17 protein-coding genes are annotated in these 15,262 nt (G+C 74.5%); 9 read left to right on the forward strand and 8 right to left on the reverse strand.

Features of this window, described 5'->3' with window-relative positions; all coding sequences use genetic code 11:
* Nucleotides 1–38 precede the first annotated feature (38 nt).
* Complete coding sequence (locus ACFW6A_RS19875; RefSeq protein WP_351844067.1) at nucleotides 39–1,757, forward strand: VCBS repeat-containing protein; 1,719 nt, start codon at nucleotides 39–41, stop codon at nucleotides 1,755–1,757.
* 66 nt (nucleotides 1,758–1,823) lie between these two features.
* Here the strand turns inward: ACFW6A_RS19875 and ACFW6A_RS19880 are convergent, their stop codons facing one another.
* The gene (locus ACFW6A_RS19880; RefSeq protein WP_351844064.1) at nucleotides 1,824–3,233 is read right to left on the reverse strand and encodes an FAD-binding oxidoreductase; all 1,410 of its coding nucleotides are present in this window, start codon (nucleotides 3,231–3,233) and stop codon (nucleotides 1,824–1,826) included.
* Between the two features lie 141 nt (nucleotides 3,234–3,374).
* On the opposite strand from ACFW6A_RS19880, the gene ACFW6A_RS19885 reads away from it, so the two are divergent.
* The 4 genes from ACFW6A_RS19885 to ACFW6A_RS19900 are packed head-to-tail and all read left to right on the forward strand — an operon-like array spanning nucleotide 3,375 to nucleotide 5,683.
* Nucleotides 3,375–3,926 carry a hypothetical protein gene (locus ACFW6A_RS19885; protein ID WP_351844062.1) on the forward strand — a complete coding sequence of 184 codons (552 nt, stop codon included), beginning with the start codon at nucleotides 3,375–3,377 and terminating at the stop codon, nucleotides 3,924–3,926.
* A gap of 10 nt (nucleotides 3,927–3,936) precedes the next feature.
* The gene (locus tag ACFW6A_RS19890; protein WP_351844059.1) at nucleotides 3,937–4,824 is read left to right on the forward strand and encodes an aminoglycoside phosphotransferase family protein; all 888 of its coding nucleotides are present in this window, start codon (nucleotides 3,937–3,939) and stop codon (nucleotides 4,822–4,824) included.
* 4 nt (nucleotides 4,825–4,828) lie between these two features.
* Complete coding sequence (locus ACFW6A_RS19895; RefSeq protein WP_351844057.1) at nucleotides 4,829–5,311, forward strand: GNAT family N-acetyltransferase; 483 nt, start codon at nucleotides 4,829–4,831, stop codon at nucleotides 5,309–5,311.
* Nucleotides 5,312–5,320: 9 nt separating this feature from the next.
* The gene (locus ACFW6A_RS19900; RefSeq protein WP_351844054.1) at nucleotides 5,321–5,683 is read left to right on the forward strand and encodes a hypothetical protein; all 363 of its coding nucleotides are present in this window, start codon (nucleotides 5,321–5,323) and stop codon (nucleotides 5,681–5,683) included.
* Between the two features lie 6 nt (nucleotides 5,684–5,689).
* Here the strand turns inward: ACFW6A_RS19900 and ACFW6A_RS19905 are convergent, their stop codons facing one another.
* Nucleotides 5,690–6,688, reverse strand: a complete 999-nt coding sequence (locus ACFW6A_RS19905; RefSeq protein ID WP_351844051.1) for a zinc-binding dehydrogenase — start codon at nucleotides 6,686–6,688, stop codon at nucleotides 5,690–5,692.
* Between the two features lie 148 nt (nucleotides 6,689–6,836).
* On the opposite strand from ACFW6A_RS19905, the gene ACFW6A_RS19910 reads away from it, so the two are divergent.
* Nucleotides 6,837–7,514, forward strand: coding sequence for a pentapeptide repeat-containing protein (locus ACFW6A_RS19910; RefSeq protein WP_351844049.1), 678 nt, complete (start codon nucleotides 6,837–6,839; stop codon nucleotides 7,512–7,514).
* Here the strand turns inward: ACFW6A_RS19910 and ACFW6A_RS19915 are convergent.
* Genes ACFW6A_RS19915 through ACFW6A_RS19930 form a run of 4 tightly spaced genes read right to left on the reverse strand, consistent with a single transcriptional unit; the run spans nucleotide 7,507 to nucleotide 11,065 of the window.
* Nucleotides 7,507–8,007, reverse strand: coding sequence for a hypothetical protein (locus tag ACFW6A_RS19915; protein ID WP_351844047.1), 501 nt, complete (start codon nucleotides 8,005–8,007; stop codon nucleotides 7,507–7,509). The two genes, ACFW6A_RS19910 and ACFW6A_RS19915, sit on opposite strands and share 8 nt — an antisense overlap.
* A gap of 28 nt (nucleotides 8,008–8,035) precedes the next feature.
* Nucleotides 8,036–9,250 carry an FAD-dependent monooxygenase gene (locus tag ACFW6A_RS19920; protein ID WP_351844228.1) on the reverse strand — a complete coding sequence of 405 codons (1,215 nt, stop codon included), beginning with the start codon at nucleotides 9,248–9,250 and terminating at the stop codon, nucleotides 8,036–8,038.
* Between the two features lie 58 nt (nucleotides 9,251–9,308).
* Nucleotides 9,309–9,929: a response regulator transcription factor gene (locus tag ACFW6A_RS19925; RefSeq protein WP_030495583.1), complete on the reverse strand. Its 621-nt coding sequence runs from the start codon at nucleotides 9,927–9,929 to the stop codon at nucleotides 9,309–9,311.
* Nucleotides 9,926–11,065, reverse strand: coding sequence for a sensor histidine kinase (locus ACFW6A_RS19930; RefSeq protein ID WP_351844226.1), 1,140 nt, complete (start codon nucleotides 11,063–11,065; stop codon nucleotides 9,926–9,928). Before ACFW6A_RS19930 ends, ACFW6A_RS19925 begins: the two co-directional genes overlap by 4 nt.
* A 393-nt stretch (nucleotides 11,066–11,458) precedes the next feature.
* On the opposite strand from ACFW6A_RS19930, the gene ACFW6A_RS19935 reads away from it, so the two are divergent.
* Nucleotides 11,459–12,001 (forward strand): heme-binding protein, encoded by a 543-nt coding sequence (locus ACFW6A_RS19935; protein ID WP_351844044.1) that lies wholly within the window; start codon nucleotides 11,459–11,461, stop codon nucleotides 11,999–12,001.
* 98 nt (nucleotides 12,002–12,099) lie between these two features.
* Nucleotides 12,100–13,518, forward strand: a complete 1,419-nt coding sequence (locus ACFW6A_RS19940; protein WP_351844041.1) for a M1 family metallopeptidase — start codon at nucleotides 12,100–12,102, stop codon at nucleotides 13,516–13,518.
* On the opposite strand, the gene ACFW6A_RS19945 is transcribed toward ACFW6A_RS19940, so the two are convergent.
* Together ACFW6A_RS19945 and ACFW6A_RS19950 are read right to left on the reverse strand one after the other, a co-directional pair.
* Nucleotides 13,515–14,039, reverse strand: a complete 525-nt coding sequence (locus ACFW6A_RS19945; RefSeq protein ID WP_351844038.1) for a GNAT family N-acetyltransferase — start codon at nucleotides 14,037–14,039, stop codon at nucleotides 13,515–13,517. The two genes, ACFW6A_RS19940 and ACFW6A_RS19945, sit on opposite strands and share 4 nt — an antisense overlap.
* A 76-nt stretch (nucleotides 14,040–14,115) precedes the next feature.
* On the reverse strand, nucleotides 14,116–14,691 hold the full coding sequence (locus ACFW6A_RS19950; RefSeq protein WP_043226150.1) for a TerD family protein: 576 nt from the start codon (nucleotides 14,689–14,691) through the stop codon (nucleotides 14,116–14,118).
* A gap of 124 nt (nucleotides 14,692–14,815) precedes the next feature.
* On the opposite strand from ACFW6A_RS19950, the gene arfB reads away from it, so the two are divergent.
* Nucleotides 14,816–15,244: an alternative ribosome rescue aminoacyl-tRNA hydrolase ArfB gene (arfB, locus tag ACFW6A_RS19955; RefSeq protein ID WP_386641672.1), complete on the forward strand. Its 429-nt coding sequence runs from the start codon at nucleotides 14,816–14,818 to the stop codon at nucleotides 15,242–15,244.
* Nucleotides 15,245–15,262: the final 18 nt, after the last annotated feature.

Raw genomic sequence — 15,262 nt, forward strand, 5'->3', positions numbered from 1 at the left:
CAGGGGGGGGTGCGGATGTGCGACGAAGGACTGATCGCTTGCGCAGAATCATCGCTCTGGGGGGCACGGCCGCGTTGCTGGCGGCCGCCCTGATGACGGGGGCCGGGACGGCCGCGGCCGCCTACGGGGACCCCTGGTTCGACATCGAGGACCGGGTGATCCAGCCCGGCACGTGGCCCGCCGAGGTGAGTCCGACGGGCGTCTCGTACGGCGAGGCGTTCGAGGGCACGCTGGTGTACGCCTTCAGCAAGGCGCCGCTGACGGACGCGACCTGGGCGAAGGGCGGGTTCCCCGCGGGGCTCTCGCTGCAGCACGAGGGCTGCCAGGCGCGGACGGGCGTGACCGGGGTGTACACGTGCTCCGTCTCGGACACGGACCCCTACCCCACCCTGGCGGTCGCGGCCGAGGAGAGCACCGCCGACGACACCACGGTGCACTACGGCTTCGTCTACGTCCCGCGCGGCGGTGACGTCGCGAAGGCCGTGAAGGAGGTGCAGACGGTCGACCTCCAGCTGGAGAGCGGCCAGCACGCGGCCCGCACGGTGACGGTGAAGACGGCGGAGCACGTCGCCCGGAACACCGTCGAGCTGTCGACCCCGCCGGTGTCCGCGGGCTCCACGGTCACCCACACCGCGAAGGTGCACGCGGTGGACGAGGGCACGCTCGACATCAACTTCGAGCCGGGCGAGGGCATGCGCCACTGGGAGGAGGACGAGCTCAAGGTCGGCGTCACCAGCGTCCGCCAGAGCTCGGGCACCACCGAGTGCGACCTCACCAGTGGCTATCTGTCGGCCGGCGGCGTGTCGTGCGAGATCGACCCGGGGGCGGACGGCCCGGTCGACGTCACCGTGTCGTACACGGTGAAGGCCGATCCCACCGCCGCCGCGTGGAAGATCGAGACCTCCGCGGTGTACGGCGTGTTCGACGCCGGGGACAACCCGGAGACCCGGAGCGCGTTCTCGGTGCTGAGCTCCCGTCCGGTGCCCACGCACTACGCGATGGTCTCCCGTGACGCGAGCGGGCGGCTGTACTGGCACCACGGCACCGGCCGGACCTCCCAGCCCTTCGCCGACTGGGCGGAGAACGTCGGGACGGGCTGGCAGACCTACAACGCGGTCACCAAGCTCGCCCCGATCACCACCGAGGCCGCCGGCGGCGGTGTCGTGGGCCGTGACTCCTCCGGTGTGCTCTGGAGCTACCGGACCACCGGCATGCCGTACGCGCCCTTCACCCAGCGGGTGCGGGTCGGCAGCGGCTGGGGGACCTACAAGCAGCTCGCCGGTGTCGGTGACGCGACCGGTGACGGCCGGCCCGACCTGATCGGCCGTGACGGGACCGGCGTGCTGTGGCTGTACAAGGGCACGACGAGCACCACCGCTCCCTTCTCGGCCCGCATCCGGGTCGGCGGCGGCTGGCAGGCGTACAACCAGCTCACCGGCGCCGGTGACCTCACCGGTGACGGCCGTGCCGACCTGATCGCCCGTGACACCACCGGCGTGCTGTGGCTCTACCCGGGCACCGGGCGGGCCGAGGCGCCCTACGGCGCCCGGGTCCGGGTCGGGGCCGGCTGGCAGGGCTACCCGCTGATGTCGTCTCCGGGCGACCTCAACGACGACGGCCGGGCCGACCTGATCGCGCGGGACGGCACGGGGAACACGTACCTGTACCAGGGCACGGGCAAGGCCACGGCCCCGTACCTGGGCCGGGTCAAGATCGCCCTCAGCGAGGAGCCCGCCTCGCCGAACGCCCTGCTCTGAGCCGTACGCGAGAAGGCCCCGCACCCGTGAGGGTGCGGGGCCTTCTCGCGTACCCGGAGGCTGCCGTCAGCGGCCCGCGATCCGGTTCGCCCACACCGCGACGCGGTCCGTCGTCGCCGTGTGGGTGGTGGCCTCGCGGTGGTCGGCGCCCCGGAAGGCGGCGTACATGGTCTGCACGCCGAGCCAGCGGAAGGGCTCCGGCTCCCACTTGCGGACCTTGTGGTTCACCCAGGGGAGGGTGGTGAGGTCGGTGGCGCCGCCCTGGCCGGAGTCCTCCTTGATGAGGTCGCGCAGGGTGCGGGCGGCGAGGTTGGTGGTGGCGACGCCGGAGCCGACGTAGCCGCCGGCCCAGCCGATGCCGGTGGAGCGGTCGAGGGTGGCGGTGGCGCACCAGTCGCGGGGGACGCCGAGGACGCCGGACCAGGCGTGGTCGATCCGGACGCCGGCGAGCTGCGGGAAGAAGCGGACGAGGATCTCGCGGAGGGCCTCGATCGTCTGCGGCTGGGTGCGGCCGTCGTTGTCGGTCTTCGAGCCGTAGCGGTACGGGACGCCCCGGCCGCCGAGGGCGATGCGGCCGTCGGCGGTGCGCTGGGCGTACATGTAGGCGTGGGCCATGTCGCCGAGGGTCTCCAGGCCGTTCCAGCCGATCGACTCCCACTGGGCGTCGGTGAGCGGTTCGGTGGCGATCATGGAGGAGTTCATGGGGAGCCAGGTGCGGCGCTGGCCGGCCAGGGAGGCGGTGAAGCCCTCGGTGCAGCGGAGCACGTACGGCGCGCGGACCGTGCCGTAGGGGGTGACGGCGTGCTTGGGCCTGATCTCGGTGACCGGGGTCGACTCGTGGATCGTGACGCCGAGCGCCTCGACGGCGGCGCGCAGGCCGTGGACCAGCTTCACCGGGTGGAGGCGGGCGCCGTGCGGGGTCCAGGAGGAGCCGACGGCGCCGGCGACGCGGATGCGTTCGGCGGTCTCGCGGGCGCCGTGGATCTCGCGGTCGGTCTCGCCGAAGGCGTGCTCGACGGCGTGGAACTCCTTGAGCCGGGCCAGTTGGGCGGGGGAGAGGGCGACCTCCAGGACGCCGCCGCGGTGCTGGTCGGCCTCGATCTTCTCGGCGTCGAGCACGTCGAGGACCTCGGTGACGGTGGCGTTCATGGCCTGCTGGAGGCGGACGGCGGCGTCGTGGCCGTGGAGCTTGGCGTAGCGGTCGCGGCCGGCGATGCCGTTGTAGAGCCAGCCGCCGTTGCGGCCGGAGGCGCCGTAGCCGCAGAAGCGGGCCTCCAGGACGACGATGTCGAGGAAGGGCACCGCCTTCTTGAGGTAGTAGGCCGTCCACAGGCCGGTGTAGCCGCCGCCTACGACGCAGACGTCGGCGGTGCGGTCGCCGGGCAGCGGCTCGCGGGGTTCGGGCAGGCCCTCCTGCGCGAACCAGAACGAGATGCCGCCGTTGACCGTGCCCGTGCTGCCCGTGCTGCTGTTCATTCCTGTCCCTCTTCCCGGTGCGTGGCGGGAGGGTACCGGGGGCGTCGGTCCTCTGGATACGGGTCTTTCGGCGGGCGGCGGCGGGCGGGCGCGCGCCTGGGTTCGGGAGTGCGGATTCCGTCGCTCCGGAAGGATCCCCCCATGGCTGTGCGCAGGACTCGGCGCGTCCTCGCCGCCGTGGCCGCCGCGGGCCTCATCGGCCTTGCCGCCGTGGGGTGTTCGCCGGACGGCGGAGCGTCGCCGGACGCGACGGGGAAGGCCGCGGCGGCTCCGGCGGCGCACGCGGAGACGCTGAGCGTGCCGCCGTCGGCGGTGGAGGGTACGAAGATCGTCGTCGGTGACGCGGACGCCCCGCACACGGTCACGGCGGACGCGGGCCCGGGGAGGTTCGCGGCGTTCCGGGCGGCGCTGTTCGCCGCGCGGCCGGCCGACGAGTCGGAGGACGCCTCCACCGCCGGCCACCTGCTGCGGATCGCGGACCGGGTGGACGGGCTGCGGGGCGACGCCTTCGACCGGGCGGTGCGCGAGGAGGGGCACCGGGCGTGGGTGGCGGACGCGGAGAAGGCGTTCGAGGACTCGGGCGTCGGCGGCACGCCGTCGGTGCTGGTGGACGGGAGGGCGCTGGACGGCGGGGCCGGGCTGTACGACGCGGGCGCCTTCGGGAGGCTGCTGGACGGCGCGCTGGGGTCGTAGGCTCGGGAGGGTGATCGACGTACCCGAGGAACTCGCGGTCTCCCAGGCGAAGTACAACGGCGAGGCGGGGCGGGCGTTCGTCGCCGCGCTGCCTGGACGGGCCGAGGACTTCCTCGGCCGGTGGGGGCTGCGGCTCGACGGGCCCCCGATGCACGGGGTGGCGTCCCTGGTGCTGCCCGTGGAGCGGTCGGACGGCACGCCCGCCGCGCTCAAGCTCCAGCTGCTCGACGAGGAGAGCGAGGGCGAGCCGGTCGCGCTGCGCGCGTGGGGCGGGGACGGGGTCGTCCACCTGCTGGAGCACGATCCGGAGACGGGCACGATGCTCCTCGAACGGGCCGACCACCGGCGCCACCTGTCCCGGCTCGGGGACGAGCGGGAGGCCGTGCGGATCCTGGCCGGGCTGCTCGCCCGGCTGTCGGAGCGGCCGGCGCCGCCCGGGCTGCGGCGGCTCGGCGCCGTCGCGGACCGGATGCTCGCGCGGGTGCCGGACGCGGCGGCCCGGCTCGGGGCGGAGGACGCGGCGCTGCTCCGCGACTGCGCCGCCGCCGTGCGGGAGGTGGCGGGCGAGCCCGGGGACCGGCTGCTCCACTGGGACCTGCACTACGACAACGTGCTCGGGGCGGAGCGCGAGCCGTGGCTGGTCATCGACCCGAAGCCGCTCGCCGGGGACCCGGGCTTCGAGCTGCTGCCGGCCCTGACCGACTTGTGGAACCCGGACCCGGCCGAGATCCGGTGGCGCTTCGACCTGCTCACCGAGCGGCTCGGGCTCGACCGGGAGCGGGCCCTGGCGTGGACGCTGGGGCGGGTGCTCCAGAACGGGCTGTGGGACGTCAAGGACGGCGAGGGGGCGCTCGACGCCGACCAGGTGGTCATCGCCCGGGCGCTGCTGGCACGCTGACCCCATGATCCGTACCGCCACCCCGGCCGACGTGCCCGTCATCCACGCCCTGATCCGCGACCTCGCGGAGTACGAGAAGGCCCTCGACGAGGCCCGGGCCACCCCGGAGCAGCTCCACGAGGCGCTGTTCGGCGAGCGCCCCGCCGCCTACGCCCACATCGCCGAGGACGGGGACGGCGAGCCGGTCGGCTTCGCGCTCTGGTTCCTCAACTTCTCGACCTGGCGCGGGGTCCACGGCATCTACCTGGAGGACCTGTACGTCCGTCCGGAGGCGCGCGGCGGCGGCCACGGCAAGGCGCTCCTGACCGAGCTGGCCCGGATCTGCGTCGAGCGCGGCTACGAGCGCCTGGAGTGGTCGGTGCTGAACTGGAACCGGCCGTCGATCGACTTCTACGAGGCGCTGGGCGCCCGCCCGCAGGACGAGTGGACGGTCTACCGGCTGACGGACGGGGCCCTGGCGGCGCTCGGCGCACCGGCGACGGTGTAGGAAGTCCTCATGTGCAACGATCACGGCAACCACGGCGACGACATGGGCGTCGAGGCCCGCTTCCGGCGGATCACCGCCTTCATCGAGGACCGTCTGACCCCGCTCTTCGACCCCGCGAACGGCAGTGACCACGGCTTCGGGATGGACGACACCTCCCGTGCCCTGCGGGCGCTGCGCTACACCGTGCAGGCCGCCTCGCAGGTCACCGGCCTGGTGGAGAAGCGGGAGACGGCGCCGGAGCTGCGTCAGGTGGTGGACCAGGCGCTGGAGCACAACTGGGACGCGCTGCGCTCCATCGCCCGGATGTGGGAGGACCACGAGGACTTCCGCAAGGAGTTCAAGGCGCACTCCTGGGACGTGCTCGGCGTCTGAGCCGCCTCACGGGATCAGGACCACCTTGCCCATCGTGCCCCGGGTCTCCAGGGCGCGGTGGGCCTTCGCCGCTTCGGCGAGGGGGAAGCGGTGGACGGCGGGGCGCAGGGTGCCGTCGGAGGCGGCGGCGAGGGCGGCGAGTTCGAGGGTGCGGACGTCGCCGCCGGCCTTCTGGATCATGACGGGGCCGAGGACGGAGCCGGAGGTGATGCCGCGCGCGGCCAGTTCCTCCTCGGTGAAGGTGAGGGCCGCCCCGTCGTGGAGTCCGGCGCCGGACCAGCCGAAGACGAGGTGCTGTCCGCCCTTGCCGAGGAGGCCGACGGCGGCGCGTCCGGTGTCGCCGCCGACGGAGTCGAAGACGACGGTGGCGGTGCGGTCGCCGAGGAAGCCGCGGACCTCGTCGGGCCAGCCGGGTCGGGTGTAGTCGACGGCGAGGTCGGCGCCGTTCTCGCGGACGCGGGCGACCTTGGCGGGGCCGCCGGCGAGACCGATCACGGTGGCGCCCGCGTTCTTCGCGTACTGGACGAGGAGGGTGCCGATGCCTCCGGCGGCGGCGGGCACGACCGCGACCGACTCGGGCCCGAGGTCGGTGAATTGGAGGATGCCGAGGGTGGTGCGGCCGGTGCCGATCATGGCGACGGCCTCGGCCTCGCCGAGGTGGTCGGGGAGTTCGTGGAGCCGGGCGGCGTCGGTGACGGCGAGCGAGGCGTAGCCGCCGGGGTTCATGCCGAGGTGGGCGACGACGCGCTTGCCGAGCCAGGACGGGTCGGTGCCCTCGCCGAGGGCGTCGACGGTGCCGGCGACCTCGCGGCCGGGGATCGTGGGGAGTTCCGCGGGGGCGGGGAAGGGGCCGGGCAGGCCTTCCCTGAGGGCGGTGTCGAGGAGGTGGACGCCGGCGGCGGCGACCGCGACGCGGACCTGGCCGGGGCCGGGCACGGGGTCGGCGACCTCCTCGTGGGTGAGGTTCTCGGCGGGTCCGAAGGCGTGGAGGCGGACGGCGTGCATGGTGGTTCCCCTGTCGTCGTGTGGTCGGCGTGCGGCCGTCGCGTGGCCGGCGTGCGGTGCCCGGCGGGCGGCCGTGCCCCCAGACTCGTACCTCGACCTTGCTTGAGGTCAAGGGCGGGTTGTCGGTGGCGTGGGACACGATGGGGGCATGAAGCGAACGACCAAGGCGCCCCGCCGGGTGGAACTGCGGCTCCCGCCCCTGGAGCCGTACGGGGGCGGGCTGGCGCCCGACGGGGACTACGACGGCCTGGAGCTGGCCGGGCTCGACCTGACGGGCGCCTCGGGGGAGGGCGCCCGCTTCCTGGACTGCGCCGTGCGGGAGTGCGCGCTGGACGGGGCGCGGCTGACCGGCGCCCGGTTCCTGGACTCGCGCCTGGAGGCGGTACGGGGCGTGGGCACCGACCTGTCGCAGGCGCAGCTGCGGGACGCCGAGGTCGTGGAGGCGCGGTTCGGGGGGACGCAGCTGCACGGCTCGGCGTGGGAGCGGGTGCTGGTCCGGGGCGGCAAGTGGGACTACCCGAACCTGCGCTCCGCGACCCTGCGGGACGTGACCTTCGAGGGGTGCGTCCTGGTCGAGCCGGACTTCGGCGGGGCGAGGCTGGAGCGGGTCGCCTTCGTGGACTGCGAGCTGGTCGGGGCGGACTTCTCCGGCGCGAAGCTGGCCGACGCGGACCTGCGGGGGGTGCGCCGGCTGGAGATCGCCCGCGGGGTGGAGTCCCTGGCGGGCGCGGTGATCTCCTCGGCGCAGCTCCTCGACCTGGCGCCGGTCCTCGCGGCGCGGCTGGGGGTGCGGGTGGAGGACCGAGCGTCCCCCGGGGCTACGTGACGCGCGGGAAGCGGGCCTGGAGGTCCCAGACGGCCGGGTTGTCGGCCAGGCCCTCGTGCATGTCGGTGAGGTCGGCGATCAGGTCGTGGAGGAAGTCGCGGGCCTCGCGGCGCAGTTCGGCGTGCGAGAAGGTGAGCGGACGCTCGTCGCCGGGCATCCAGTCGGCCTCGACGTCGACCCAGCCGAAGCGGCGCTCGAAGAGCATCCGGTCCGTGGACTCGGTGAAGTCCAGCTCGGCGTACTGGGGGCGGGCGGCGCGGCTGCCCCGCGGGTCCCGGTCGAGCTGCTCGACGATGTCGCAGAGCGCCCACGCGAAGTCCAGGACCGGCACCCATCCCCAGGCCGTGGACACCTCCCGGTCCTCCTTGGTGTCCGCGAGGTAGACGTCCCCGCAGAAGAGGTCGTGCCGCAGCGCGTGCACGTCCGCCCGCCGGTAGTCGGTCTGCGGGGGGTCGGGGAAGCGCCGGGAGAGGGAGTAGCCGATGTCGAGCACGCCCCGATGGTGTCACGCCCCGCCGCGGTCAGGCGCGGTGGACCGCCCGGGCGACCCGCGGGCCCAGCCAGCGCTTGAGCCGGCGCAGGGCCTCCAGGCGGCCGGCGGCGCGGTCGACGCGGTAGTAGAGCTGCGGCGGCACGTACGGCAGCAGCGGGGAGTGGCGCTGGCCGAGGAGCGCGAACATCCGGTCCGGCTCCAGGCCCATGTAGCGGGGCAGGTTCTCGTACCACCGGGCGCTGAGGCGGGCCGCGCTCTGCGCGGAGACGAGCGCGGCGCGGCGGCGCCTGCCGTAGGCGGTGAGGGCGGCGTCGAGGGCGGCGGGGGTGTCGGGGCGGTCGCGCAGGGCCTCGGCCAGCGCGAGGGCGTCCTCCAGGGCGAGGGTGGTGCCGGCGCCGATCGAGTAGTGCGTGGTGTGGGCGGCGTCGCCGAGCAGGACGGTCCGGCCGCGGTGCCAGACCCGGGTGGTGAGGGTGCGGAAGCGCAGCCACTGGGCGGGCTCGGCGCCCCGGTCGCGGCCGATCAGCCCGTGCCCGTCGAGGAGGTCGTGGAAGAGCTTCTCCAGGAGCGCCAGGCAGTCGCCCTCGGGCATGGTGTCCAGGCCGAGGCCGGTCCAGGTGCCGGGGGCGCACTCGACGACGCAGGTGGAGCGCTCGCCGCTGAAGCCGTAGGCGTAGCACCAGATCCAGCCGTGCTCGGTCTCCTTGAAGGCGAAGCTGAAGGAGTCGAAGACCTTGGTGGTGCCGAGCCAGATGTAGGGGTTGCGGCCGGTGGTGAAGGCGGTGCCGTAGTGGTCGGCGTGGGCCTCGCGCAGGACGCTGTGCACGCCGTCGGCGGCGACGACCAGGTCCGCGTCGGCCAGTTCGGGGGCGTCCGGGCCGTCGACCGGGTGCTCGTACGCGACCTCGACGCCGAGTGCGGCGGCCCGGTCGGCGAGCAGGCCGAGCATCCGGCGGCGGCCGATGCCGAAGCCGGCGTCGCCGCGGTGCACGGTCCGCTCGTCGCGGACGATCGCCAGGCCGTCGGTCCAGGTCACCGAGGCGTCGGCGACGGCGGCGGCGGACTCGGGGTCGCCGGCCCGCAGCTTGTCGAGGAGCCCGGCCCAGTAGGTGACGCCCCAGCCGTAGGTGGAGCCGGCCGCGTTCCGCTCGTAGACGGCGATCTCGTGGGAGGGGTCCTGCCGCTTGAGCAGGATCGAGAGGTAGAGGCCGGCGGGCCCGCCACCGACGACGGCGATCTTCACGTGCGCTCCCACGGGGACATGACGCTGTGCGCTGGAACAGTGGCGCACAGTAGCAGTCTCAGGGGAGCAGGCGCTGTTCCTTCGCGACCGCCACGGCGCCCGCCCGCGTGTCGACGCCGAGCTTGGCGTAGATCCGGCCGAGGTGGGTCTTGACGGTGGCCTCGCTGATGAAGAGCGCCCGGGCGATCTCCTTGTTGCCCAGCCCGTGCGCCAGCTGGCCGAGGATGTCCCGCTCCCGGTCGGTGAGGGACGGCCCCGCGGCGCCGCGCATCCGGTCCATGACCCGGCTGGCGACCGGCGGGGAGAGCGCGGTGCGGCCCTGGGCGGCCGAGTGGATCGCGGCGAACAGCTCCTCCGGCCGCTCGGCCTTCAGGAGGTAGCCGGTCGCGCCCGCCTCGATGGCGCGGGTGATGTCGGCGTCGGTGTCGTAGGTGGTGAGGACGAGGACGTGGACGCCGGTCGGCGCGATCCGGCGGGTCGCCTCCACGCCGTCGATGCCGGCGCCGAGCTGGAGGTCCATGAGGACCACGTCCGGCTTCAGCTTCGCGGCCATCGCCACGGCCTCCTCGCCGCTGCCGGCCTCCCCGACGACCTCGATGTCGGGGGTGCTGCCCAGCAGGGCGAGCAGCCCGGCGCGGACCACGACGTGGTCGTCGCAGAGCAGGATGCGTACGGTCACGGGCCGGCCTCCGTCGGGGGTGCGAGGGGTACGAGCGGGATGGCGGCGGAGAGCACGGTGCCCTCGCCGGGGGACGACTCCACCGTAAGCGTCCCGCCCAGCTGCCGGGCCCGGACCCGCATCGCGGGCAGGCCGTGGCCCCGTACGCCGCCGTCGGCGCGGGACGCGGACGGGTCGAAGCCGCTGCCGTCGTCGGCGACGTCCAGGACCACCTGGTCGTCGAGGTAGGTGAGGGTGAGCGCGGCGGAGGTGGCGGCGGCGTGCTCCCGGATGTTGGCGAGCGCGCCCTGCGCGATCCGCAGCAGCGCCGACTGCGCCCGGTCCGGCAGCGGCACCGGCGTGCCGTCCACCCGGAAGGCCGCCGACTCGCGCTCCGCGAGCCCGCGCAGCGCCTGTTCCAGGCCGCCGCCCTCGGCGAGGTCGGCGGGGGCCAGGTCGTGCACGAAGCGGCGGGCCTCGGCGAGGTTCCGCTCGGCGATCGACTCGGCGGTCCGCACGTGCCGGCGGGCCGCGGCCGGATCGCTCTCCCAGGTCAGGTCGGCGGCCTGGAGCAGCATCTGCTGGCTCGACAGGCCCTGCGCGAGGGTGTCGTGGATCTCCATGGAGAGCCGCTGCCGCTCGGCGAGGGTGCCCTCCCGCCGCTCGATCGCGGCCAGTTCGCGGCGGGTGCGGATCAGGTCGTCGATGAGGGCGCGCTGCCGGGCGGCCTGCCGGTCGGCGTGGACGAAGACGCCGGTGGCGAGGGCGGCGACGGCCGGCGGGGCCACGATCAGGTTGGGGTCCCAGCCGCCGTGCGACAGCTGCACCTGCGCGAAGACCACGAAGGCGGTGAGGAGGGCGACCAGGACGACCGCGGCCTTCGGCGGCAGGGTCCGCAGGCCGGTGTAGAAGAGCGGCACCGCGCACCAGGCGAAGCTGGGGGCGAGGACGACGAGCACCGCCCAGACGGCGACGACCGTGCACAGCCAGGCGATCCGGCGCGGCGTGGCCCGGGTGCCGAGGACCGGCCCCAGCAGGTAGAGCGCGGCGAGCGCGCCGGAGAGCGCGATGATCCAGGGGCTGCGGCCCTCCCACGGGTGGCGCAGCAGGAACCGCGCGAGGGAGGCGCCGAGCAGCAGGAAGAACGCCACGTGCATGACGCGCGCGAGCCAGCCGGCGTCCGGGTCGTGGCCGGCCGGGGAGCCGGGGAGCCGCCCCTGCGCCGCGGGAGCGTGCGGGGCCTGCGGGCTGTGCCGCGCGTGCCGGCCGGTCCGGTCCACCGTCTCGCCTCCTTCGCGGGCTGTGCGCCCGGTGCCGCGCGACCGCTCGCCCGCGCTGACCTGGGTGTACGTATCCATGCTGACCCGCGGGGACCACGCGGGCATCAGCCGATCGGCTGACCCCGGCATCCTCCGGTGCGCGCCGCGGGGCCAGCCGGAACGTCGACCGTGCGGGGCCGGGGGCGGACCCAGGATGGAGGCAGAGCGAAGGAACAGCCCTCCTCCACCCGGACCGGTCAGGTCCGCCCACGACCTCCTCGGGAGCCCGTCATGAAGAAGAAGCTCGTCCTCGGCACCACCGTCGCCGCCGTCCTCGCCGCCGGCACCTTCGGCGCCGTCTCGGCGAACGCCTCCGCCCCGGCCGCCGCTCCCGCCGCCGTCGCCAAGGCCGACGCGGGCAAGGACAACCTGCGCCAGACCACCCACCTCACCGTCGAGGCCGCCACCGACGCCGCGCGGGCCGCCCTGGACGCCGCCGAGAAGGAGAACCAGCGGGTCTCCGTCGCCGTCGTCGACCGCAACGGCAACACGATCGTCACCCTGCGCGGCGACGGCGCCGGCCCGCAGTCCTACGAGTCCGCCGTGAAGAAGGCGTACACCGCCGTCTCCTGGAACGCCCCGACCTCCGAGCTGGCCAAGCGCCTGGAGCAGGCCCCGAACCTCAAGGACATCCCCGGCACCCTCTTCCTCGGCGGCGGCGCCCCGGTGGCCGCCAACGGCGGCCCGATCGCCGGCATCGGCGTCGCGGGCGCCCCCTCCGGCGACCTGGACGAGAAGTTCGCCCAGGCCGGTGTCGCCGAGCTGGCGAAGTAAGCACCCGAGCGACACCCCACCAGCGGGTGAGGGCGCCCGATTCCCCCCGACGGGCGCCCTCACCGTCACCTTCTGTCCGACTTGTCTAGGATCCTCACGTGACCCTCAGCAGCCGGACCGGACGGTCCCCGAGGGCCGCCGCCTCCCTGGCGGCGGCCCTCGCCGTGCTCGGCCTCCTCGCCGGGTGCACCCCGGCGACCGGCGGGGTGCGGGGCACCCCCGGCGCGTCCGGGCTGCGCGACCCGTACTTTCCCAAGCTGGGCAACGGCGGCTACGACGTCGGCCGCTACGCCCTCGACCTCGCCTACGACCCCGGCACCGGCCGCCTCGACGGCACCGCGCGGATCACCGCCCGCGCCACCCAGGACCTCTCCGCCCTCAACCTCGACCTCTCCGGCCTCACGGTCGCGAAGGCGACCGTCGACGGCGCGCCCGCCGCCGTCAGCCGCGCCGGGGGCGAGCTGACGATCCGCCCGCACGACGAGTTGCCCTCGGGCCGCGAGTTCACCGTCACGGTCGACTACTCCGGGGTGCCCGAGCCGCTCACCGACCCCGACGGTTCGACCGAGGGCTGGCTGAGGAGCGCCGACGGGGCCGTCGCGGTCGGCGAACCGGCCGGCTCCACGACCTGGTTCCCCGGCAACCACCACCCCTCCGACAAGGCGGAGTACGAGATCGCGCTGACCGTCCCGAGCGGGCTGACGGCGCTCTCCAACGGCGTCCGCGTCTCCTCCGGGGCCGTGTCCGGCGGCCGCACCCGCACGGTCTGGCGCCAGACCGAGCCGATGGCGAGCTACCTCGCCACCGTGACGATCGGCCGGTACGCGACCACCACCGGCACCGCGCTCGGCTCGGTCCCCGTCGTCACCGCCGTCGAGCCCTCGCTGGTCTCCGCCACGGCCGCGCTCCGCGCCGAGCTGCCCGGCATCCTCGCCCGCCAGGAGGAGCGCTTCGGCCCCTACCCCTTCGGTGCCGCCGGGGCCGTCGTCACCGCCGACGGCCTCCTCGGCTACGCCCTGGAGACCCAGACCCGGCCCGTCTTCCCGGCCGCCTCCTTCGACCGCCCGACGCTCGTCCACGAACTGGCCCACCAGTGGTTCGGGAACTCCGTCACCCCCGAGAGCTGGCGGGACATCTGGCTCAACGAGGGCTTCGCCACCTACGCCGAATGGCTGTACGCGGAGGACCACGGCTCCGTGCCCGCCGCCGACAGCTTCGCGGCGGCCTTCGCCGAGGACGCCAACTGGGCCTTCCCGCCCGCCGATCCGCCCGCCGCGGAGAACCTCTTCGACCCGCCCGTCTACCAGCGCGGCGCCATGGTCCTCCACAAGCTCCGCGAGGCCGTCGGCGACGGGGTCTTCGACCGGCTGCTGCGGGGCTGGGCGGACGGGCACCGGCACGCCAACGCCTCCACCGAGGACTTCACGGCCCACGCGGAGGAGGTCGCGGGCCGCGACCTCGACGAAGAGGTGTGGAAGGTCTGGCTGTACGGCGACGACCGGCCGGCGAAGCCCTAGACCAGGGACTTCCGCAGGACCACGCACGGGCGGCCGTGCGCCCGGTCGGGGCGGCGGTCGGTCTCCTCGTACCCGAGGGCGGTCCAGAAGGCGAGGGCCGCCGGGTTGTTCTCCAGGACGGCGAGCCTGAGGCCCGTACGGCCCGAGGCGCGGAAGCCGTCCTCGACGTGGCCGGCGAGGCGGCGGCCGAAGCCCGCGCGGTGTTCGTCGGAGTGGACCATCAGCAGGCCCAGCCACGGGTCGGGGTCGGCCGGGTCGGGGTGGCGGGCCAGGGTGACGGCGACGGCCACGAGCCGGCCCTCGGAGCGGGCCAGCAGCACCTCGACGGACGGCTCGGCGAGCTCGGCGGCGAGGGCGGCGGCCACCTGCTCGGGCCGCACGTCGTCGGGGTCCGGGAAGTCGCCGCTGAGCTGTTGGAACTCACGGTTCGACGCGTACAGCGCGGTGAGTTCGGTGAGCAGCGGCCCGGGCAGCGCGGCGCCGTCCTCCAGGGCCTTGGGCGCGAGGGTCTCGACGATCACGCGGCCAGGGTAGCGAGACGGCCGGGCCCCGGCGGGCGGATGCCCGGCCGGGGCCCGGCCGTCGGGGCGGGGACCGTCAGAGGTTCACGCCGAAGTCGCGGGCGATGCCCTCCAGGCCGGAGGCGTAGCCCTGGCCGACCGCGCGGAACTTCCACTCGGCGCCGTTGCGGTACAGCTCGCCGAAGACCATGGCGGTCTCGACGGCGGCGTCCTCGGAGAGGTCGTAGCGGGCGATCTCGGCGCCGCCGGCCTGGTTCACGATGCGGATGTACGCGTTGCGGACCTGGCCGAAGTTCTGCGAGCGGGAGACCGCGTCGTAGATGGAGACCGGGAAGACGATCTTGTCGACGGTGGCCGGGAGGCCCGCCAGGTTGACGTTGATCTGCTCGTCGTCGCCGCCGCCCTCGCCGGTGCGGTTGTCACCCGTGTGGACGATGGTCTGGTCCGGCGTCGACTTGTTGTTGAAGAAGACGAAGTGGGCGTCCGAGGCCACCTTGCCGGCGGCGTCGACGCCGATCGCGGAGGCGTCGAGGTCGAAGTCGGTGCCGGTCGTCGTGCGGACGTCCCAGCCGAGGCCCACGGTGACGGCGGTCAGGCCCGGCGCCTCCTTGGTCAGGGAGACGTTGCCGCCCTTGGAGAGGCTCACTGCCATGGGAAGTCCCTTTCATCGTGGTTCACACGCTGTCTTCGCCCGGAGAAACGCGCAGCGGCGCCCGGCGGTTCCCGACCGCGAAAACAGGGTGACGGTCCGTGCCCGTCCCGGGGAACATGGAGGCATGTCAGGTCCGTATCAGATCCGCGGCTCCGTCTCGCTCCCCGAGGCCGAGCTCCAGTGGCGATTCTCGCGCTCCTCGGGTCCCGGCGGCCAGCATGTGAACACTTCCGATTCGCGCGTCGAGCTCCTCTTCGACCTCGCCGCGACCGAGGCCCTGCCCGAGGTGTGGAAGGCCCGCGCCCTGGAGCGGCTCGCCTCCCGGCTGGTGGACAGCGTGCTGACCGTACGGGCCTCGGAGCACCGCTCCCAGTGGCGCAACCGCGAGACGGCCGCCGTCCGGCTCGCCGCGCTCCTCGCCGAGGCGACGGCCCCGCCGCCGAAGCCCCGCAAGGCCACCCGCATCCCGCGCGGCATCAACGAACGCCGCCTCCGCGAGAAGAAGCAGCGGGCCGAGACCAAGCGCGGCCGCCAGGGCCGCGACTGGGGCTGAGCCCCCGGATCCGCGGGC

The sequence above is a fragment of the Streptomyces sp. NPDC058758 genome (genome assembly GCF_042746075.1).
Lineage (GTDB): Bacteria > Actinomycetota > Actinomycetes > Streptomycetales > Streptomycetaceae > Streptomyces.